The organism is Solitalea koreensis (assembly GCF_900182575.1).
Classification (GTDB): domain Bacteria; phylum Bacteroidota; class Bacteroidia; order Sphingobacteriales; family Sphingobacteriaceae; genus Solitalea; species Solitalea koreensis.
On the sequence record NZ_FXSZ01000005.1, the window covers coordinates 59,025 to 80,231 of the forward strand.

Below are 21,207 nucleotides of genomic sequence, written 5' to 3' on the forward strand. Positions count from 1 at the left end.
GATGATCAGTTTATTAATTAAAGATAACCACTATGAATGACTCTTGTCGTTACCTCCTTTATGTTTTAGTTCTTCTAATTGTTTTTTCCCGTAAGCAAAGCGAGTGATGATTACAAACAATACCGGAACAATGAAAATAGCTAATGAGGTAGCCGTCAACATTCCCCCAATTACGGTACGACCGATGGTTTGACGGGCAACAGCACCGGCACCAGAAGCAACGGCAAGGGGCAAAACTCCAAAGATGAATGCAAGAGAAGTCATGATAATTGGACGCAGACGTATTCTTACGGCATCTAAGGTTGCAGGGATAAGCTCCGTTCCGCTGTCGACACGAACTTTGGCAAATTCCACAATCAGGATAGCGTTTTTGGCAGCCAGGCCAATCAAGGTTATCAATCCTATTTGAGCATAAATATTGTTGGTTATGCCTGGGAAAAAACTAAGCATAAGAATAGCCCCAAAAGCACCTACCGGAACGGCAAATAATACCGAGAAGGGGACCGACCAGCTTTCATACAAGGCTGCAAGGAATAAAAATACAAACACAATTGATAGGGCGAAAATGTAAATGGTGGTTGAACCTGCTGCTAACTCTTGTCGGCTCAAGCCAGAAAATTCATATCCGTAACCTGCCGGAAGTGTTTTGTCGGCAACTTCTTGCAGTGCCTGCAGAGCCTGTCCGCTACTGAATCCCTGTTTAGGCTCCCCATTTATTTCGATTGTTCTGAAAAGGTTAAAGTGTGAAATCAATACCGGGTTCTCCACCACTTTTGTAGAAATGACTGTGCTTAAAGGAAGCATTTCTCCGGCACTGTTCCGTACGTAATAGTTTGCAAGGTTTTTAATATCTCCCCTGTAATTACTATCCGCTTGCGCCATTACTCTAAAATTACGACCATAAATATTAAAATCATTTACATAACTGCTCCCTAAAAAAGTAGATAATGTACCATAAACATCTGTTAAAGCGATGCCGAGTTTTTTCGCTTTTTCTCTGTCGATATTAATTTCATAACCAGGCGTATGGCTTGTGAAAAAGGAGAAAGCCCTGCCTATTTCAGGTCGTTTATTGGCTTCTTCCAGAAAATTTCTGGCAATACGTTCAAAGGTTTGAATGTCATCAGTACTTTCTTTTTGCTGGAGCTCAAGTGTAAAACCTGCCGTTGCACCCAAACCTGGAATAGCGGGCGGGGGAATTGCAATAATATTTGCCGATAATAAAGAGGATAGTTTTTGTTGAATTTCAGTGATTACTCCATATATCTGCTCTGATTTATCTTTTCGTTCATCCCAATGTTTAAGTGATATAAACAGCGTGCCACTGTTCGATTTGGTTGAGAAACTCACTACGTTGAGACCTGCCACGGCACCAAAACCTTTTACAGCTTTAATGTTGGCTACTGTATTCATGATGGTATGCAGTACTTTTAAATTTTGACTGGTAGAAGTAGCTTCCGGAAGTTCATAGGTAAGGTATAAACGGCCTTCATCTTCTGTAGGAATAAAGCCGGTAGGCTTGGTTTTAAATAGAAAGAATAAGGCTATACAAATACAAGCTAATAGAATTATTACGTAAGGAGCTCCTTTAATCCATTTTCGAACCCCAATGGTATACTTTAAAGCTGTCCGATTAAAAAATCTGTTAAAAGCGTTGAAGAAGCTGTCCATAAACCGTATGCCCGAATGTTTCTTCGGATCAGTAGGTTTTAAAAGTAATAAGCACAATGCAGGAGTAAGCGATAAAGCTACAAAGGCTGAGATTAAAACGGATACTGCAATTGTTATGGCAAACTGCTGATAGAGTTTTCCGACAATACCCGGAATAAAGCCGACCGGAACAAAAACAGCAGCCAATATTAAAGCTATGGCTACAACAGGGCCGGAAATATCTTTCATGGCTTTGATAGTAGCATTTCTTGCCGACATTTTTTCTTTATCCATGTTATGCTGAACGGCCTCCACTACCACGATGGCATCGTCAACAACAATACCGATGGCCAGTACAAACGCAAATAAAGTAAGTGTATTAACCGTAAAACCCAGGGGAATAAAAAAGGCAAAGGTCCCGATTATGGACACCGGGATTGCCAGAATCGGAATCAATGTAGCTCTCCAGTTTTGCAGGAACAAGAATACCACTAATATTACCAGAATAAGTGCAATTACCAAGGTATGCACCACTTCTGAAATGGAAACTTTTACTACACTAACCGTCTCAAATGGAATAAGGTATTCAACATCTTTAGGAAACGTTTTTTTTATTTGTTCAAGGGCGGTAATAACACCTTCTGCGGTGTTAAGTGCGTTGCTTCCCGGAGTTTGATAAACCAACAAAAAAGCAGCGCTTTTCCCATTTACAAAAGCCCTATTCCCATAAAAAAACTTTCCTAACTCAATTCTGGCCACATCTTTCAGATATACTATGGAGCCATTTTGTGGTTGAGTTCTTATAATAATATTTCTGAACTCTTCTTCGCTTGCTAAGCGACTGTTACTATAAACCGTGTATTCAAAAGGTTGATTCGCTTTCTGAGGTAAGCCGCCCACACTTCCGGCCGCCACTTGAAGATTCTGTTCTTGCAAGGCATTCAATGCCTCGTTGGTAGTTATGCCTAAGGAGGCGAGTTTATCAGGTTGTAACCAAATCCGCATGCTAAAATCATCGCCAAATGAAGCAATATCACCTACTCCATCAACCCGTAACAGGGCATCTTTTAAGAAGATATTGGCATAATTACCCAGGAAGGTGGCGTCATGAGTTCCGTTGGGTGAATACAGGGAGATTACCATTAAAATACTCGGATTGCGCTTACGAATCAATAATCCTAAACGTCGAACGGCTTCAGGCAAGGTAGGAGTAGCTACACTTACCCTGTTTTGTACGTCAAGGGTGGCAATATCGATGTTGGTCCCAACATTAAAGGTTACGCTGATGTTAGAACGGCCGTCACTTGTACTATTGCTTGATATATACGACATGCCAGGGGAGCCATTTATTTGCGTTTCAATAGCAGTAGTAGTGGTCTGTTCTACCGTTTGTGCATCCGCCCCGGTAAAATTCCCGGAGACGTTAACCGTAGGAGGAGTAATATCAGGATATTGACTCACGGGCAAATTTAGGAGCGCCAACAACCCTACCAATACAATTACGATGGATATTACTATGGCGGTTACCGGTCGTTTTATAAAGGTATCTGCGATCATGTTTTTTATGATTGTAATCAGTATTGCTTATTGCTTTTCTCCTCGTTTTTTTCAGGTTTTATGGTATTAACAGCACTTCCTTCTCTCAATTTCTGTACTCCCTCGGTAACAATTACATCGCCTTGCTTAAGCCCTTCCATTACAATTGCATTTAAACCTATTCGGGGGCCCAGTTTAATTTTTCGTTGCGTTACCTTGTTTCCTCCTTCTACAAGAAATATAAAATACTCTCCAAGCTGTTCGGTTATGGCTTTAAAGGGTATGATGATTTGATTTTGAGCATCGTTTAGTATTCGGGCAGTACAGCTCATCCCTGGTATGAGTTGATGCTCTTTATTGGGGAAGAGCAAGCGAAGTTTGATGGTACCCGTTTGAGCATTCACAGCTCGATCAATGAAATCCATCTTTCCCGGGTAGGGGTAAATGTCTTTATCAGAAAAAGAGATGGTGAAAGTTGAGTCAGAGCTGCTGGTTATATTTTTCAGAAGGGAAGTAAATTGATGAATATTGCTTTGATCTACAGTAATATCTACTGCTATAGGATCATCAGATGAGACCGTGTTCAATAATGTTTGTCCTGCATTAACGGCTGTTCCCAGTTTAACCTGCGAAATGCCAATGGTGCCATTGAAAGGAGCATAAATAGTAGCATACCGTACCCCGGTTTGGACACTTCTCACGTTTGCCTTTGCTGCTTCCACTTGCTTTTGAGCCGCCTCTAATGCCGCATTGGCATAATCAACTTGTTGCTTTGCAATAGCATTATGTTTGTCCAGTTCACGATAACGTTCTGCATCCTTTTGGGCTTTTATTAAATTGGTTTCTTGTACTCCCAGATTGGCTACAGCAGCTTGGTAATTGGCTTGGTACTGTTGTTGGTCAATGGTATACAGTTTTTGTCCTTTGATAATCTTACTCCCTTCTTTAAAAAATATGCCTGTTACATATCCATTTACTTGTGGTCTAAGTTCTACCTGGTTTATTGCAACCACCGTAGCCGGATATTCATCATGATATTTAGCATTGCTTGTCTCCACTTGATAAACCGATACTGGCACTGGTGGAGGAGCAGCTTGTTGATTGTTGTTTTGTTTATTTCCGCAGGAATACAGCAGGCAACATATTTCAGAAAATAATATCAAATGGGATGATTTTTTCATATCCAAGTCATTAATACTCCAGAATTCCTAATGCTTTTTCTACATCTGTTTTACTTGCAAGTAATTGATATAAAGAATTATAATAATTGATCTTGGCTGTTCGAAGGTCGGTTTCAGAAACGATTACTTCTAAATAGGTTTTTACGCCAGCACGGTATTGCAGTTGAACGGTATTGTAAACATCCTGTGCTAATTCAAGATTTTGTTTCAGAGCCAGAAAGTAATTAAGATTGCCTTTGTAAGCAGCCAGTGCTTGTGAATACTGACTGTTAATGCTGTTTTTCAGGTTGATTATATCCCATTCATTACGCTTAATCTGCCATTTGGCTTGTTTGATTTCCTGAGCTCTTTTACCCCCTTGGAAAATGGGTAAATCAAAACTTAAACCAATCAATGTATTTGGAAAGTAACGACTATACAGATCTTGGAAACTATCGTTTTGGTAAACAAGATTGTAGTCGGCAAAGAATGATAAAGAGGGAAGGTAAGCCCATTTGTTGTATTTGAGCTCTGCATTGAGTAAGCGATTTTGATCTTGAAGCTGTTGGTATTCAATCCGCTTCTCGTAATTAACTTTTAGCAGTGTATCAATATAGGCCTCATTTTCCATTTGTGTAGTATCGTACGACAAGTTAAGTGGCGCGTTGGCAGAATAGCCCATCAGTTGTTTCAAATAGGTATATTTTGCATCGAGCAGTTCAATGCTGTTTTTTTTATCTGCTTTGGAATTATTAAGGGCAATTGTGGCGCGTTTGTAGTCTATATTATCGGTGATTCCACTTTTATATTGGTAAAAAGCATCTTTTAAACTTTTTTCCAGTCGTGTGATAATCTCACTAAACACTTTGATTTGCTGTTCTGTGAGCAATACATCATAGTAAGCCTTACTGACGTACGCCGCCACATTTATTTTACTATTAGTAGTTGATTTTTGAACCAGAGATCTTACATCTTTTGCTGTTCGGGCAGCTAGTAATACATCCCTGTTAAAAATGGTTTGGTCGAGTGATAAGTGCAAGGTTCCAAGATTTTGGGTTCCTGTTTTTACTTCAATTTTACCCAAAGCAGGATTGTTGAAATCAGGGAAGATAGCTGTAGGTTGCAATAAGTAACGTTGTTGAGTATAGTTCACGTTTATTTGAGGGAACCAGTCGGCCAGTTTGCTCTTAATGGTCGTTTCGGCTATTTCTTCATCTATCTGGGCTTGATTAACGCTTGGCTCATGTTTAAGAGCGTATTCGATGCAGGCCTTTAAAGTAGCATTGTGCAATACACTATCCTCTTTTTGAAGTGGAAATGCACTGGAATAAAAAACTTTCAAAAAGCAAAGAAGAATAATCGTTACCCTTTTTTTCATAGGTGTAAAAAGTGAGATTAGTTCTTAAGATGATGGTTGTGTATTTTTGTAAATACTTGTATCGTATTAATTTACGGAAAAATTATGGAAAGATTTTTCGAATAGTCAAGTAAGATTTTTGCTTTAAGCAGGTTGTTCTTCAAAATCCTCAAACTGTTGTATATAAAATCAAAAAGTAAATAATTTGAATAGTCAACACCTTCTCTAAGTATCATCTTGATTCACTTTTCAACACTTCTCTAATAACTCCCTCTTTTCTTTAACTTTGAAGGCTTAGTGTGATTGTAAAAGACTGGAGTTAACCTTCTAACATTCAATCACTCGCTTACTCATTCATTGAAAAGAAATGCCCGATTTTAGTCACTTACACGTACATACCCAATTTTCACTGCTTGACGGTGCGGCTGATATTTCCAAGCTGTTTAAAAAAGCCTCAGCCGATGGCATGAAAGCCCTTGCGATTACCGACCATGGTAACATGTTTGGTGTGTTCAAGTTCGTGGCCGAAGCTGCAAAGCATAACGTTAAGCCAATTGTGGGCTGTGAGTTTTATGTGGTGAACGATCGCCATGAAAAAAAGTTTACCAAGGAGAAAAAAGACAAGCGTTATCATCAGCTTTTTCTGGCAAAAAATGCAAACGGCTACAAAAATCTTGTAAAACTATGTTCGTATGGTTTTATGGAGGGCTTGTACAGTAAATGGCCGCGTATCGATAAGGAGCTGATCTTAAAATATCACGAAGACTTAATTGCGACCACCTGCTGTATAGGAGCTTCGGTTCCGCAAGCTATTTTGAATCTTGGCGAAGAAGAAGCAGAGAAAGAATTCAAATGGTGGCTGGATGTTTTTGGGGAAGATTATTACATCGAATTACAACGACATAATCTGCCTGAACAGGAGAAAGTGAATGAAGTATTGCTTCGCTTTGCTAAAAAATACAACGTAAAAGTTATCGCTTCGAATGATTCACATTACGTTGATCAGGAAGATTCGAATGCACACGATATTTTACTTTGTATCAATACGGGTGATATTCAGGCTACTCCAATTGCTACCGATGAAGAAGGCGGTAAGGGCTATCGTTTCGGCTTTCCGAATGATCAGTTCTATTTCAAAACACAGGCGGAAATGAACCACCTGTTCCGTGATCTTCCTGAAGCAATCGATAATACCAATGATATTGTTGATAAGATAGATCACTTGAAGTTAAAGCAAGATATCTTACTTCCGAACTTCCCGATTCCACCGGGTTTCCTTGACCAAATGCAATACCTGGAACACATCACTTGGGAAGGAGCAAAAGAACGCTATGGCGATACGCTGGATGACGATAAGAAAGAGAGGATCAATTTTGAATTGCACACCATCCGCACAATGGGTTTTGCGGGTTACTTCCTTATCGTTTCCGATTTTATAAAGGCCGGGCGCGATATGGGTGTATTCATTGGTCCGGGTCGTGGTTCGGCGGCAGGTTCGGCAGTAGCTTATTGTACCGGTATTACCAATATCGACCCGATTAAGTACAACCTCCTTTTTGAGCGTTTCCTGAATCCAGATCGTAAGTCAATGCCCGATATTGATACGGACTTCGACGATGAAGGCCGTCAACGAGTAATTGATTACGTAGTAGATAAATACGGTAAAAATCAGGTAGCGCAAATCATTACCTATGGTTCGATGGCTGCCAAAATGAGTATCAAGGACGTGGCTCGGGCGCTGGATTTGCCATTGCCGGATTCAAACGCCATGGCTAAACTGGTACCTGATAAACCGGGTATCTCGCTCGATCGGGTGATGAATGCCCCGATTGATGGCGATAAGTCATTGAAAGATAAAGAAGGACTTGGTCCTGAGGATATTGAGAATGTACGACAACTTCGGGTAATACGGGAGGGTAAAGATTTACGCGCCGCTGTTTTAAAAGAAGCCCTTATTCTTGAAGGTTCAATTCGTGGAACAGGTATTCATGCGGCTGGTATTATTATCGCCCCTGAAGATTTAACCAATATTGTTCCGGTTGCGGTAGCCAAAGATTCTGATCTGTTGGTAACCCAATATGAAGGAAAAGTAATTGAAGATGCAGGCGTAATTAAGATGGATTTTTTGGGTTTAAAGACCCTAACCATCATTCGCGATGCGCTGAAAATGATCAAGGAAAATCATGGGGTCGAAATCGATATCGATTATATTCCATTAGATGATCAAAAGGCATTTGAACTGTATCAAAAAGGTGAAACAAACGGTACGTTCCAGTTTGAGAGTCCGGGCATGCAGAAGTACTTGAAAGATCTGGTGCCTGATAAATTCGAAGATTTGATCGCCATGAACGCCCTGTATCGTCCGGGGCCTATTGAGTATATCCCTGAGTTTATCGATCGTAAACATGGCCGTAAGGAGGTAGAGTATGACCTTGCCGACATGGAAGAATACCTGAATGATACCTATGGTATTACCGTGTACCAGGAGCAGGTAATGCTTTTGTCACAAAAACTGGCAGGATTTACCAAAGGTGATGCCGACGTTTTGCGTAAGGCCATGGGTAAAAAGGATAGGAAAACACTGGATAAACTTAAGCCTCAATTTATTGAAAATGCGAAACTGAAAGGTCACGATGCCAAAGTACTGGAAAAAGTATGGACCGACTGGGAAGCATTCGCCTCTTACGCTTTTAATAAATCGCATTCTACCTGTTATGCCTTTGTAGCTTACCAAACGGCTTACCTCAAGTCGCATTATCCGGCTGAATACATGGCTTCGGTATTAACGCACACTAAAGGGCAAATCGATAAAATTACGTTCTTTATGGAAGAGTGTAAACGTATCGGAGTGCCGGTGCTTGGTCCTGATGTGAATGAAAGCAGCTTGCACTTTACGGCAAATAAAAAAGGCCAAATCCGTTTCGGACTTTCGGGTGTGAAGGGGTTGGGAGAAGCTGCAATTGAAAGTTTGGTTACTGAACGAAAAGAGAATGGTCCGTATACCACAATTTATGATTTTGCCAAACGCGTAAATCTGCGTGCGGTAAACAAAAAATCATGGGAAAATTTGGTGTATTCAGGTGCCTTTGATTGTTTTGAAGAATATCATCGTGCGCAATATTTCGGATTGAATATAAGTGACCGTTTAAACGGTATTGAGCGTTTGGTTAAATACGGTAACGATTTTTCTGCTAATAGTAATAGTGCTCAAAATTCATTGTTTGGCGGTACCGTTGACGCCCACATTGCTGAGCCGCCCATGCCTGATTCGGAAGAGTGGACATTGCTGCAGAAGTTAAGTTTTGAGAAAGATGTGGTAGGAATGTACATTTCCGGTCACCCGCTTGATGACTACAAATTGGAAATCAATAATTTCTGCAATGCTCAAATTACTGAATTGGCAACCCCAAAACCGGGTACTTTGGTAGTGGCTGGTATTATCACTGCAGCAGAAGAACGTTTAACCAAAAATGGAAAACCTTTTGGTGGATTTACCTTCGAAGATTATTCGGGCAGCCATCGTATGTTAATGTTCTCGGAAGATTACTTGAAGAACAAGCATTTCTTTCAAACGGGCTTACTGGTGTTTGTTCGGGGATCATTTAAACCTCGCTTTGGACAGGCTGATAACCTCGAGTTTAAAGTGGAGAGTATTCAGTTGCTTTCAGAAATACGTGAGAAAATGGCGAAGAATGTCACATTGTCATTCCCTTTAACTGAACTCACGTTGGAATTTATCGATAACCTGGAAGGTCTTTGTAAAAAACATCCGGGAAACTGTAAGCTAAAGCTTAATGTGATTGATACAATTGAACGTATCATCGTTGAGCTTCCATCAAAATCTGTTAAAATTGATCCCAATAATGAGTTTTTAAATTCAATAGATCAGTTTAAGAATGTGAATTTTAGTTTGAATTAAAGTTAAAGAAGGAGAGAGTTTCCTGTCTTATTCTCTCATTCGATAACTCGTTTTCTGCCTTCTTGACATTTAAAAAGGCTTGGAACAATTATTGACAAACTCTGTTATATTTGCACGTAAAAAAAATATTATGGCTTTAGTAATTACTGACGCAAACTTCGAAGAAGTTGTATTGAAATCAGATAAACCTGTTTTAGTTGATTTTTGGGCTGAATGGTGTGGTCCTTGCCGTATGGTAGGTCCTGTTGTTGAAGAACTAGCAAGAGAATATGATGGCAAAGCTGTTATTGGCAAAGTTGATGTTGACAGCAATCCTGAAGTATCAATGAAATTTGGTATTCGTAACATTCCTGCTTTGTTATTCTTCAAAAATGGTGAAATTGTGGACAAGCAAATTGGTGCAGCTCCAAAATCAGTTTTAGCAAATAAGCTAGAAGCTCAAATGGCCTAAGCGGTTATTAAATATTTCCGGTTAGTCCGGATTTTGAAAAGGTTAAAAATCTTCGGGTTTTTAACCTTTTTGTTTATAAATTAAAATCCTGATCGTTTAAATTTGTTAAACGCCGCTAATCTTAGATTTTAAATGCTAGAAAATAACGAAGAACTCCATCAACTCTCCCTGGATTTATTGGCCAATCAGGTGGTGGAAGGATTTATCACCGGTTTACATAAAAGCCCGTTTCATGGTTTTTCGGTGGAGTTTGCCGAACACCGATTATACAATACAGGTGAATCGGTAAAAAATATCGATTGGAAATTGTATGGGCGTACTGATAAATTGTTTACCAAGCGTTATGAAGAAGAAACAAATCTTCGATGTCAATTAGTGATAGATACTTCTTCATCCATGTACTATCCGGATGAAAAGAATAATAAGTTGCGGTTTTCAGTGTATGCAGCAGCGTCCTTAATTAACCTGCTTAAACGGCAGCGCGATGCTTTTGGAGTCAGTGCATTTTCAGATAAAGTTGAGCTGAATACACAAGCTAAATCAACTACAGCACACCAGCGCTTTTTGTATTTTGAATTGGATCGGCTGTTACTTAATAAACCCAAACAGAAAACAAGTTCAATTGCCGACTCTTTACACGAAATCGCTGAAAATATTCATAAACGTTCTATGGTGGTGATTTTTAGTGATATGCTGGAAAGCTCGCAGAACTATGAAGAAGTGTTTTCGGCATTACAGCATTTAAAACACAATAAGCATGAGGTGATTTTGTTCAATGTTACCGACAAACGTCACGAGCAAGAGTTCCGTTTTAATAATCGTCCTTATTTATTTGTGGATATTGAATCAGGAGAGGAAGTAAAAGTACATCCGAATGAGGTGAGAGAAACGTATTTGCAATCGATGGCCACTTTCATGCACGATCTCATCTTAAAATGCGGTCAGTATAATATTGATTTTATTGATGCTGATATCAATGCAGGTTTTTATCCGATATTAAAAGCGTATTTAGTGAAGCGTAATAAAATGGGATAAACCAAAAAAGAAACCGTATAGAGGTTTCTTTTTTGGTTTATCTCTTCTCTTTTTAGTGACTTAGTTGGCTTTTTTGCTTGGAGTTGCTGGTTTTGTTTCAGCTTTTTTAGGGTCAGCTTTAGCAGTAGTGGTTTTAGTGTCAGCTTTAGCTGTAGTTGTTTTAACTTCAGTTTTACCGGCAGGTTTTGCCGTCATAGCAGTACTAGCTTTAGCCGCTTCTTTTTTATCAGGAACAGGTGCAGCGGTAGTTTTTGTTTCCGTAGCTTTTACTTCTTTTTTTGGAGCGCTTTGAGCAAATACACTTACTGAAAATGCTACTAAAGCAGCAACTGAGAATACTTTTTTCATGATTTCTTTAATTTTTAGGATTAATAAATTGGAAATGTTTCAAATACTAAACTTCCAATCTTTATATGAAGAAAAGATGAAGAAAGAGAAATACTTTAAGAAAGAGGGATTAAAACCAAAAACCGGGTGCCTTTACCTACTTCTGATTGAATATTAAGTTTGATGTTATGAAATTGCGCGATACTGCGTACAATGGCAAGTCCCAAACCAAAGCTTTCTTCATGAACAGAATCCAGCTTTTCAAATCGATTGAAAATTAAAGCCAGTTTTTCTTTGTCAATTCCCTGACCCGTGTCTTCAATAGTAAGCTGATAAAATCCATTTTGCAACTGATCTGTAATGTGTATAAAACCTTTGCGTTTATTATACTTAATGGCATTATTAATAATATTGAAAAATAAGGTGTGTAATAAGGTGTGATTGCATTTATATCGGATCTCCTGTTCAATTTGAACGTTTACCGAAATTGATTTTTCCTCTAAACGATATTCCACTTCTTCAATAACTTCTTTAATTAAATCATGCAAATTCACTGTTTCATCAGTTACAAACTGATCGTTCTCAACTTTCGAAATCAGCAATAAGCTGTTAATTATTTTTTTTAAGCCATTAAGGGTTTTTATAGATGCATAGATTTTATTTTGCAATTCATCACTTATTCCAGGTTCATTAAGAATATTTTCAAAGCGATTACTTAAAATGGAAATAGGAGTAAGTAACTCATGCGATACATTGGCATTGAACTCTTTTTGTGCTAAAAATGTATGTTTTATACGATACTGCATCTGAACCAAACTTTGATCTAACTGAATAAAGTCAGTTGTTGTGCTTGGTATATCAGTAAAGTTGAAATGTATCGGATCGTTCACATCCTTTAAACGGGCATTAATAATTTTTTTCAATGGTTGCAGTAACCAACCCGTAAATAAAATGTCGGATAAAAAAGTAAGAAGAATCGTAATGAGGAGAATAAGAGCAGTGAAGTTTCGCAGTGATGTTTTTAATTGCTTAATACTTGATAAACTTTCACCTATTTCTAATTGATAATGTTGCTTGTCAAAAACAAATGGATAGGTTAAAATTCGGAACGTCGCCTTTTCATCTTCAATCAACCTTGTTTCATTGGTGAAATTTTGCCCCATTTGTTTACTTAATTCCGGTGAAATGGGTTTAAGTATTATGTATTCTTCTTTGAGTACATCGTAGCTGGCAAAATCTGTATCCTGCTCATGAAGGTATTCTTTTATTTCATCTCTGGATAAATCTTTAATAAACTTATCTTTCTTTTGAGTGATACGGGTATCAAGATGATTATAAATAACACGTTCAACTGATAGCTCAAAGAACAAAGCAATCGAAAGAATTACTGCTATCTTTGTGAAAATATTGTAGTAGGCGAATTTGCTTTGAAGACGCATTGGGTATTACTTTATACTAGGACGAAAGAATTAAGATACAAGATTCAAGACCAATCGAAGCCTGATATTGTTGTAATCTGTGTTTTGGGTTTAATACAATAAAAGATACTTCAACTATACTGGCGACTCCGGACTATTAACAGCGACCATAAATCCTCAAATCTTTAACCTTATTGAATTATTTTATAGCCAATACTTCTTACGGTTTCAAACCAATCGATCTGACTGTGCGCTTGTAATTTTTTTCGTAAATTTTTTACGTGTACATCCACAAAGTTTGAATCACTATTAATTTCCAAAACATCACCCCAAATATGTTCGGTCAGTTGCATTCTTGAAATTACACGGTTTTTATTCAATACCAAATAATTAAGAATGTCGAACTCTTTTTTGGTAAGCTTAATTTCTTGATTGTTAAAGTGAACCAATCGATTTTGTATATCAATAATAAATCCATGAAGATTGATCTCGTTACTTGGTAAACGATGTTTTCGGCGCAGGATGGCATGCATTCTTGACATTAACTCTGCCAATGAAAAAGGTTTAGCCAGGTAATCATCAGCACCCAGATCCAATCCAGTAATTTTATCTTCCGTTGAACCACGAGCGGTCAAAACAATTACAGAATCGTCACGATTAGGAATACTTTTAAATGCTTTCAATATATCCAAGCCATCACCATCAGGTAATCCAAGATCCAACAGAATAAAATCATAATTATTGACAAATATTTTCTCTGTAGCCTCTTTACTATTATAAGCCAAATCACATAGGAAACTTTGTTGTTTTAGAAATGTTGCAAGCTCATCAGAAAGGCTGTATTTGTCTTCTATAATTAAAACATTCATAGATTCTATAATTAGATTTTAAGCAGATATTTCTTCAATGCTTTCCTGTATTATTTTACATGCGTATTCAATTTGTTCAGCAGTAATAATAAGGGGAGGAGCTAGTCGCATTGAATTAGTGCAATGTAAGAACCAGTCGCTGATTATTCCTTTTTCAATACACCTGTCAATAATTTTTTTATTGGTTTCAAAACTGTCGAACTCAATTGTAAACATGAATCCTTTACCTCTAAATTCCTTTATAGCCGGATGTACCAATAGTTTTTTAAATAGGTTGTGCTTTTGTTCAACCTGATTGATTAAGTTTTCTTCTAAAAGAACTTCAAATCCGGCCAATCCGGCGGCGCAACTTACCGGGTGTCCGCCAAAAGTTGTGATATGACCAAGTATTGGCTCACTTTTCAATACAGCCATAATTTCATTTGACGAAATGAATGCACCGATAGGCATACCTGCTCCCAACGCTTTAGCAAGAAGCAAAATATCAGGCACAATGTTGAAATGTTCGAAAGCAAATAATTTTCCGGTACGCCCCAAACCTGTTTGTATCTCATCAAGTATGAGCAAGGTTCCGGTTTCAGAGCAGCGTTTTCGTAAGGCCTTTAAATATTGCTCATACGGTATTCTGACGCCTGCTTCTCCTTGTATGGTTTCAATTATTACACATGCGGTCCGTTCTGTAATTTGTTCAAGATCTTTTTCATTGTTAAAATGAATAAATTTTACATCGGGTAGCAGGGGGCGAAAAGCAAACTTGTATTCTTCATTTCCCATTACACTCAATGCCCCTTGTGTACTACCATGATAAGAATTACGACAGGCAATGATTTCTGTTCTTCCAGTATAACGTTTGGCTAGTTTTAAGGCTCCTTCTGTAGCTTCCGCTCCGGAGTTTACAAAATAGACGGATTGTAAATTTTCGGGAAGAAATTCGGTTAAACGTTGGGCAAATTTAATTTGTGGTGCCTGTAAGTATTCACCATATACCATTTGATGCATATAGGTTTCGGCTTGGTCTTTTATGGCCTGTACTACTTTGGGATGACAATGCCCTATATTGCTTACTCCAATGCCTGAAATAAGATCGATATGTGCTTTGTTGTTTTTATCATATAAGTAAATACCTGAGGCGCGAACGAATTCAAGCATCAAGGGGAAATCAGTAGTTTGCGCGTTATGCTGTAAAAATAGTTGACGTAATGGGATCATTGGGCAAATTTCGCTTTTTTTAGCTCAGTACGTACATGTTTGTACATGTTTCTGCAACGATGCATTTGTGCTCTTTCACACATTTGTTATCTTGGTAAGATGATAGCAAAACTTCAAGATAAGCAAATTCATTCATTCGAATGGATAGATGTGGTCAATCCAACAACACAAGAATTACTTGAGATTGCTGAAAAGTACTCGTTGCACACTAAATCTGTTGAAGATTGTTTGGAGCCTGAACATCTGCCGAAATATGAGGAAATAGATAATGTAGTGTTTGTGATTTTGCGTGTTTATGATGAAAATGCAAAGCCGAATGCCGATAATATTCAGGGCTTAACAAGAAAAATTGCTATTTTTTGTTCTAATGACTTTTTTGTAACGATTCACCGCACGCATCAACCTTTTCTTGATGAAATACACAAAAAAGTAAGTTTTTATAAAAAACCAATTAATAGCTTACAGTTACTAACTAAGGTAATTGATTATTCATTACATACCTATCAGCCACCTGCCGATAAAATTGAAGATTTAGTGGATTTTTATGAGGAGAAGATTTTTTTAAAAACACGATTGCCTGATCTTTTAAAGACACTTTACATGTTAAAGCGCAAGGCTTCCGTTAGTAAAAAAATGATCACCTTAACGCGCGAGATTATTTACAAACTATCAGAGCACGTAAAAGGTCCTTATATGCAAGATTTAAAGGATAGCTATGTACAAATGGACATAGTTTATGACGAGATCATGGATTCGATTAATAACCTTACCGCTATTTATCTTTCAGTAGCTTCACAGAAAACCAATGAAGTGATGCGAGTCCTCACCATTTTCTCGGTTTTTTTTATGCCGCTAACTTTTATTGTCGGGGTATATGGCATGAACTTTAAGTACATGCCGGAGTTAGAGGTTAAAAATGGCTATTACCTAACCTGGTTAGTAATGGTTATTGTTACGATTGTTGTATTCCTTTGGTTTAAAAGGAGGAAATGGCTTTAATCCCCTTGGTCGCGTAAACGCTTTAACAGTTCACGTTTAAATTGATCTTCGGCTGCATATACTTTTGCCACTTTTTTCAATGGCAACACTTTCTTGAATTTTTCAAAGTATTTCTTATCGATATCCAGTTCACGTTGACGGAGCATGAAATCATTTTGCAATAAGTCGTCTATGTCCTTATCCGATAAATTATCAATATTTGCCCTGGCCTCCTGTGCTTTCTGTCTGCGTTCGCGTTTAATACTGTTTTTTTCTGCTTCGTATTCATTATAAACCGGCCAGAATGCCTTTCCTTCATCCGGTGTTAATTCAGCTTTGGTGGTGATTATCGATATTTTTAAGGCGTCAATATCCGCTTTGCGTTGTGCAAGGTTCTGTGAAAAAGCGTATGATGGTACAGTCAGTAATAATAAAAGAAGTAATCTGGAAAGTTGTTTCATTGTATTTCTATAATTGGCTGCTTTAAAGTTCTTGTAAAAGCAGGTCCTCATCAACATTGTTTATAATATAATTTTCGAGTGAATTTGCTTTCAATTTATCTTGGGCTCCGTTGATAGAAACAGTTTTTTTCAATAATTCATCTACCAGCATTTCTTCTTCGAAATAACTCACGTCGAAATTTTTATTGCCAATTTGTACAACCGTATTTGATTTGGTTTTTGTATTTTCAAATTGTTGACCATTGTATTCCTGAATACTCAGCCATGAAATAAAGCCTACAACAATCGCCGCTGCAGCTACTTTGTAAAAACGACGTATGAATAATTTAGTCGCTATTTTAAATTCAGATTTAGCTAATTCAGGTCCTAATTTTTCCTCGATCCGATAGCCAAGCTGATCGAAATATTCCCCAGGAACAGTAAATGGAAGATCTTTGGAAAGACCTGTGATGGCCAGTTCCCGTTCTTCATCATTACCTAATAGCTTGTTTTGAACACGTTCTTCAAACGATTTAAAATAACCATCAGGTACTTTAAACGGATTTTCTTTAACTAGTCCTGGAATATTAAGAGTGGTTTCTTTTTCTTCGATATTAATACGGGCCTGAATGCGGTCAGCTAGCGAGTCAAAATAATCAGTAGGAGCAGTAAATGTTTTTTCATTAAAGAATTCCAAACTATTCAATTCAGAATCATCAGATGGTTGTTCCGGATCAAGTCTTAAAATGATGCGTGAATAAAGCGAATTAAAATACCCGGTTGGAACAGTAAAAGGAGATCCTGCTTCAGCTTTGAATGCCTGGTCATTTAGATCAATATGTCCTTTATCGTTATTCATTATTAAGATTAGAGTATTTTTTTATGTAAAGGTTTAATGCGGATTAATATTTAGAGATTTAACCTGCATTTTCATAGAAATACTTCTCGATTTTTTTAACAGCCAGATGATAAGACGCTTTTAAACCGCCTACACTTGTTTCGAGTATTTCTGACATCTCTTCATATTTCAACTCGTCGAAATATTTCATATTAAAAACAATACGCTGTTTTTCAGGCAGAGTAAGTATTGCTTTTTGTAATTTTATCTGAATCTCATTTCCATCTACATAAATATTTTCTGTTAATTTATCAGAAAGGTATTCCGCATGATCATCAAATGAATCAGTAGCTTTTATTTTTTTTCGATTTAAAAAGGTAATGCATTCATTTGTTGCGATTCGGTAGATCCAGGTGTACAGTTGGGCGTCTTCACGAAAATTAATCAGATTTTTCCAAACTTTAATGAAAACCTCCTGAACGATATCATCTGCATCATCATGGTCAATTACTATACGTCGAATGTGCCAATAGATCCGTTTCTGGTATTTTTGTATTATTTCATTAAAAGCCAGATTTCGAGATGATTCATCCCGAAACCTGGCTAATAATTCTTTATCATTTGTTAGTGCTTCTTTCACGCATTAATTGGGTTTGTAGTTTCGAAATGTATTGATTTAATAACACTTCTTGATTCCCAAATCTGCACAACTAATTATTTTCTTGCAAGTACTTTTTGTACTGCAGTAACAATACTTTCTTTGTTCAGACCATATTTAGCCATAAGCTGATCTGGAGTGCCACTTTCTCCAAATGAATCATTTACTGCTACGAATTCTTGTGCGGTAGGCATTTGTTGCGACAATAATTGAGCCACGCTGTCACCCAAACCGCCTAAACGGTTGTGTTCTTCACAAGTAACTACACAACGTGTTTTAGCAACAGATGTTAAGACAGCTTCAGCATCTAAAGGTTTAATGGTATGGATGTTTATGATTTCAGCGTCAATACCCATTTCCGCAAGCATTTCACCTGCTTCAATAGCCGGCCATACTAAATGACCTGTAGCAATGATTGTAACATCTTTACCTTCATTTAGCATTACGGCTTTTCCGATTTCAAATTTTTGATCGGCCGGGGTAAAGTTTGGAACTGTAGGGCGTCCAAAACGCAAATAAACTGGTCCGTGATGATCTGCAATGGCCAGGGTTGCTGCTTTCGTTTGATTAAAATCGCAAGGATTAATTACCGTCATTCCTGGTAACATTTTCATCATTCCGATATCTTCAAGAATTTGGTGGGTAGCACCATCTTCACCCAACGTTAAACCGGCATGTGAAGCGCAGATTTTCACATTTTTGTCAGAATAAGCTACTGATTGACGAATTTGATCGTAAACGCGACCTGTAGAGAAGTTCGCAAAAGTACCAGTGAAAGGGATTTTACCTCCAATAGTCATTCCTGCTGCAAGACCAATCATGTTAGCCTCTGCAATTCCTACTTGGAAGAAACGTTCAGGGAATTCTTTTTTGAACGCATCCATTTTCAATGAACCGATTAGGTCGGCACATAAAGCAACCACATTAGGATTTTTCTGTCCGGCTTCTAATAAACCTGCACCAAATCCTGAACGCGTATCTTTTTTCTCTGTATATGTGTATTTTTTCATTATTTCTTTCTCATTAATGATTTAAAAACAGGATTACAAATAAAGGCTATTAGTAATCTCCTAAATAATTGTAACCTGAAGTTTCTTCTAATTGAGCTAATGCTGTAGCTAATTGCTCATCATTAGGAGCAACTCCGTGCCATTTATGTGAACCCATCATGAAATCAACGCCAGCACCCATTTCGGTTTTCATCAGAATCACTACAGGTTTCCCTTTACCGGTTTGGGTTTTAGCATATTGTAACGTTTTTACAATCTCATCTATATTATTTCCATAGGCATCTAATACTTCCCAGCCAAATGCTTCCCATTTAGCTCTTAGGTTTCCTAAGGAAAGTACTTGGTCTGTTGAACCATCAATTTGCTGTCCGTTAACATCAATTGTAGAAATTATATTATCTACTTTATTGTGAGCAGCATACATTGCAGCTTCCCAGATTTGACCTTCTTGCAGCTCTCCGTCACCATGCAAGCTATAAACAAGCGAATCGTCACCATTTAATTTTTTGGTTAAAGCAGCGCCAAGTGCAACAGATAACCCTTGACCTAAAGAACCGGAAGCCATACGAACACCTGGAAGTCCTTCATGTGTGGTAGGGTGTCCTTGCAGACGACTGTTTAGTTTACGGAAGGTTGCAAGTTCCTTTACAGGAAAGTAACCTGAACGGGCAAGAACACTATAAAAAACCGGAGAGATATGTCCGTTCGATAAAAAGAACAAATCTTCGTTTTTACCATCCATGCTAAAATCAGGATTGTGTTTCATTACTTCAAAATACAAAGCAACAAGATAATCTGTACAGCCCAATGAACCACCTGGGTGGCCTGAATTTACGGCATGCACCATACGTACAATGTCTCTTCGTACCTGAGTAGCAATTTTCTTTAACTTTTCTGTAGTAGGCATTTCTTGTGTTTTTATTGTTAAAATGAAGATTTAGAAGACTTTATTTAAAGGCGCAAAATTAAATAATTTAGTTGCGTTTTATAATGTTTTTGTCAAATATTAAGGGAAGGTTACGAAGTATGTTAAGACTGAAGCATGAGTGCTATTGCAATGAAGTGGGAGAGTGCTCCGCCCAAAACAAATAAGTGCCAAATGCTATGGTGATAAGGGATGGTTTTAGTGCGGTAAAAGACTACGCCTGATGCATATAAGAATGCTCCGATACCTACCCATAATAATACCTCTTTATTCAGAACTTGATATAATGGTTTGGCAATAAAAAAACCTAGACCACCAACAGCAATATATATTAGCGTTGAAAGTAACGTAAAACGTCCAGTAAAAAATATTTTTAGTAAGGCACCTAAGCCTATGAAAGTCCACATAGTAAGCAAAAAGTTATTGCCGATATTGTTTTTAAGATAATAGGTAATAATAGCAGTATAGGTTCCTCCAATGAGTGCAAAGATGCTGATGTGATCAAAGATGCGCATCTTATGTTTTATATCAGGGTTACTAACCGAGTGATACAAAGTAGATGAAGTAAACATTGCCAACAAAGAAACCATGTAGACAATAAGTGCCGATAAATTGGTTCTTGGATTTTGAATGGCTAGAGAAACTAAATAACTTCCTCCCGCAATAGATAATGGTATACCGATGCCGTGGGTTAATCGATTCATGAATTCATGTTTCGGATCGTAGTATTGAAGCGCCTTTACTGCCATATTTGTTTTCTATTGAAGTAATTGCTTTTCTTTTGCGAGGACTACTAATTGATTAAAAAGTTTCCATAATTCATCTGAGCCTTTTTCAATCACACTTAATTTTTTAAACACTTGCTCAACTTTAACTCCGGCTTCGGTCCAACTTTGGCCATTGTTAACAGAGTTTAGCAAGAAAGGAGCCATTCGATCTATGGTATTTGCAAAAATAGCATCCTGAGTAGCTGCTTCTTCAAACTCAAGCCATAGCGAAAGAAACTTTTGCTTTTGATCCTTTGGAAGGATGCTAAATAATTGTTCAGCCGAATTTGTTTCAGTTTCGAATTTTCCAATGTTGGCTATTTCGTCAAAAATGAATACATCACCGGCATAAATTTCTACTAAATCATGCAATGTGAGCATTTTAATCACTTTTAATAAATCAATGTTTTTATCATTGGCATATTCAGAAAAAGTAAGACAGATTAGTATAATGTGCCAACTGTGTTCGGCGGTGTTTTCACGACGAGAGCCATCTGCAATGAAATTTCTCCGGATCACTTGCTTGAGTTTGTCTACTTCGAGTATGAAGCTAACTTGTTGAGCTAAGCGAGTAGGAATATCCAGTTCTTGTGTTAATGGATGCATAAGGTGAATTTGTCCGCAAAGATAGAAAATGAAGTGGTAAGTCTGATTTTAAGA

Annotated in this window: 18 protein-coding genes; 4 read left to right on the top strand and 14 right to left on the bottom strand. The window is 37.7% G+C overall.

Translation table 11 applies throughout. The features are described from left to right. Positions 1–30 precede the first annotated feature (30 nt). The 3 genes from FN756_RS09165 to FN756_RS09175 are packed head-to-tail and all read right to left on the bottom strand — an operon-like array spanning position 31 to position 5,724. Positions 31–3,207 carry an efflux RND transporter permease subunit gene (locus FN756_RS09165; RefSeq protein ID WP_142603558.1) on the bottom strand — a complete coding sequence of 1,059 codons (3,177 nt, stop codon included), beginning with the start codon at positions 3,205–3,207 and terminating at the stop codon, positions 31–33. A gap of 17 nt (positions 3,208–3,224) precedes the next feature. Continuing rightward, a complete protein-coding gene (locus tag FN756_RS09170; protein WP_142603560.1) occupies positions 3,225–4,367 on the bottom strand; it encodes an efflux RND transporter periplasmic adaptor subunit in 1,143 nt (380 codons plus the stop codon). A 10-nt stretch (positions 4,368–4,377) separates the two neighbouring features. Beyond that, positions 4,378–5,724, bottom strand: coding sequence for a TolC family protein (locus tag FN756_RS09175; RefSeq protein ID WP_142603562.1), 1,347 nt, complete (start codon positions 5,722–5,724; stop codon positions 4,378–4,380). Between the two features lie 346 nt (positions 5,725–6,070). On the opposite strand from FN756_RS09175, the gene dnaE reads away from it, so the two are divergent. The 3 genes from dnaE (at position 6,071) to FN756_RS09190 (ending at position 11,108) form a co-directional block, all read left to right on the top strand. Then, on the top strand, positions 6,071–9,622 hold the full coding sequence (gene dnaE / locus FN756_RS09180; RefSeq protein WP_142603564.1) for a DNA polymerase III subunit alpha: 3,552 nt from the start codon (positions 6,071–6,073) through the stop codon (positions 9,620–9,622). 130 nt (positions 9,623–9,752) lie between these two features. Next, positions 9,753–10,073 (top strand): thioredoxin, encoded by a 321-nt coding sequence (gene trxA / locus FN756_RS09185; protein ID WP_142603566.1) that lies wholly within the window; start codon positions 9,753–9,755, stop codon positions 10,071–10,073. Between the two features lie 132 nt (positions 10,074–10,205). Beyond that, positions 10,206–11,108: a DUF58 domain-containing protein gene (locus FN756_RS09190; protein WP_142603568.1), complete on the top strand. Its 903-nt coding sequence runs from the start codon at positions 10,206–10,208 to the stop codon at positions 11,106–11,108. Between the two features lie 60 nt (positions 11,109–11,168). On the opposite strand, the gene FN756_RS09195 is transcribed toward FN756_RS09190, so the two are convergent. From FN756_RS09195 to FN756_RS09210, 4 genes are all read right to left on the bottom strand, one after another. Then, positions 11,169–11,456 (bottom strand): hypothetical protein, encoded by a 288-nt coding sequence (locus tag FN756_RS09195; protein WP_142603570.1) that lies wholly within the window; start codon positions 11,454–11,456, stop codon positions 11,169–11,171. Between the two features lie 95 nt (positions 11,457–11,551). Further along, on the bottom strand, positions 11,552–12,874 hold the full coding sequence (locus FN756_RS09200; protein WP_142603571.1) for a sensor histidine kinase: 1,323 nt from the start codon (positions 12,872–12,874) through the stop codon (positions 11,552–11,554). Positions 12,875–13,044: 170 nt separating this feature from the next. Beyond that, entirely contained in the window at positions 13,045–13,722 is a 678-nt protein-coding gene (locus FN756_RS09205) for a response regulator transcription factor (RefSeq protein WP_142603574.1), read from the bottom strand. A gap of 18 nt (positions 13,723–13,740) precedes the next feature. Beyond that, on the bottom strand, positions 13,741–14,931 hold the full coding sequence (locus FN756_RS09210) for an aspartate aminotransferase family protein (protein WP_142603576.1): 1,191 nt from the start codon (positions 14,929–14,931) through the stop codon (positions 13,741–13,743). A gap of 99 nt (positions 14,932–15,030) precedes the next feature. On the opposite strand from FN756_RS09210, the gene FN756_RS09215 reads away from it, so the two are divergent. Next, positions 15,031–15,930 (top strand): magnesium transporter CorA family protein, encoded by a 900-nt coding sequence (locus FN756_RS09215; RefSeq protein ID WP_185955239.1) that lies wholly within the window; start codon positions 15,031–15,033, stop codon positions 15,928–15,930. On the opposite strand, the gene FN756_RS09220 is transcribed toward FN756_RS09215, so the two are convergent. The 7 genes from FN756_RS09220 to FN756_RS09250 form a co-directional block, all read right to left on the bottom strand. Continuing rightward, the gene (locus tag FN756_RS09220) at positions 15,927–16,370 is read right to left on the bottom strand and encodes a hypothetical protein (protein WP_142603580.1); all 444 of its coding nucleotides are present in this window, start codon (positions 16,368–16,370) and stop codon (positions 15,927–15,929) included. The two genes, FN756_RS09215 and FN756_RS09220, sit on opposite strands and share 4 nt — an antisense overlap. A gap of 22 nt (positions 16,371–16,392) precedes the next feature. Beyond that, entirely contained in the window at positions 16,393–17,208 is an 816-nt protein-coding gene (locus tag FN756_RS09225; protein WP_142603582.1) for a hypothetical protein, read from the bottom strand. Between the two features lie 58 nt (positions 17,209–17,266). Then, the gene (locus FN756_RS09230) at positions 17,267–17,827 is read right to left on the bottom strand and encodes an RNA polymerase sigma factor (protein WP_142603584.1); all 561 of its coding nucleotides are present in this window, start codon (positions 17,825–17,827) and stop codon (positions 17,267–17,269) included. A 74-nt stretch (positions 17,828–17,901) separates the two neighbouring features. After that, positions 17,902–18,855 carry a transketolase family protein gene (locus tag FN756_RS09235; protein ID WP_142603586.1) on the bottom strand — a complete coding sequence of 318 codons (954 nt, stop codon included), beginning with the start codon at positions 18,853–18,855 and terminating at the stop codon, positions 17,902–17,904. A gap of 49 nt (positions 18,856–18,904) precedes the next feature. Further along, positions 18,905–19,762, bottom strand: a complete 858-nt coding sequence (locus FN756_RS09240; RefSeq protein ID WP_142603587.1) for a transketolase — start codon at positions 19,760–19,762, stop codon at positions 18,905–18,907. A 122-nt stretch (positions 19,763–19,884) separates the two neighbouring features. Further along, positions 19,885–20,529: a PAQR family membrane homeostasis protein TrhA gene (gene trhA / locus FN756_RS09245; protein ID WP_142603589.1), complete on the bottom strand. Its 645-nt coding sequence runs from the start codon at positions 20,527–20,529 to the stop codon at positions 19,885–19,887. Between the two features lie 9 nt (positions 20,530–20,538). After that, entirely contained in the window at positions 20,539–21,153 is a 615-nt protein-coding gene (locus FN756_RS09250) for an HD domain-containing protein (protein WP_142603591.1), read from the bottom strand. Positions 21,154–21,207: the final 54 nt, after the last annotated feature.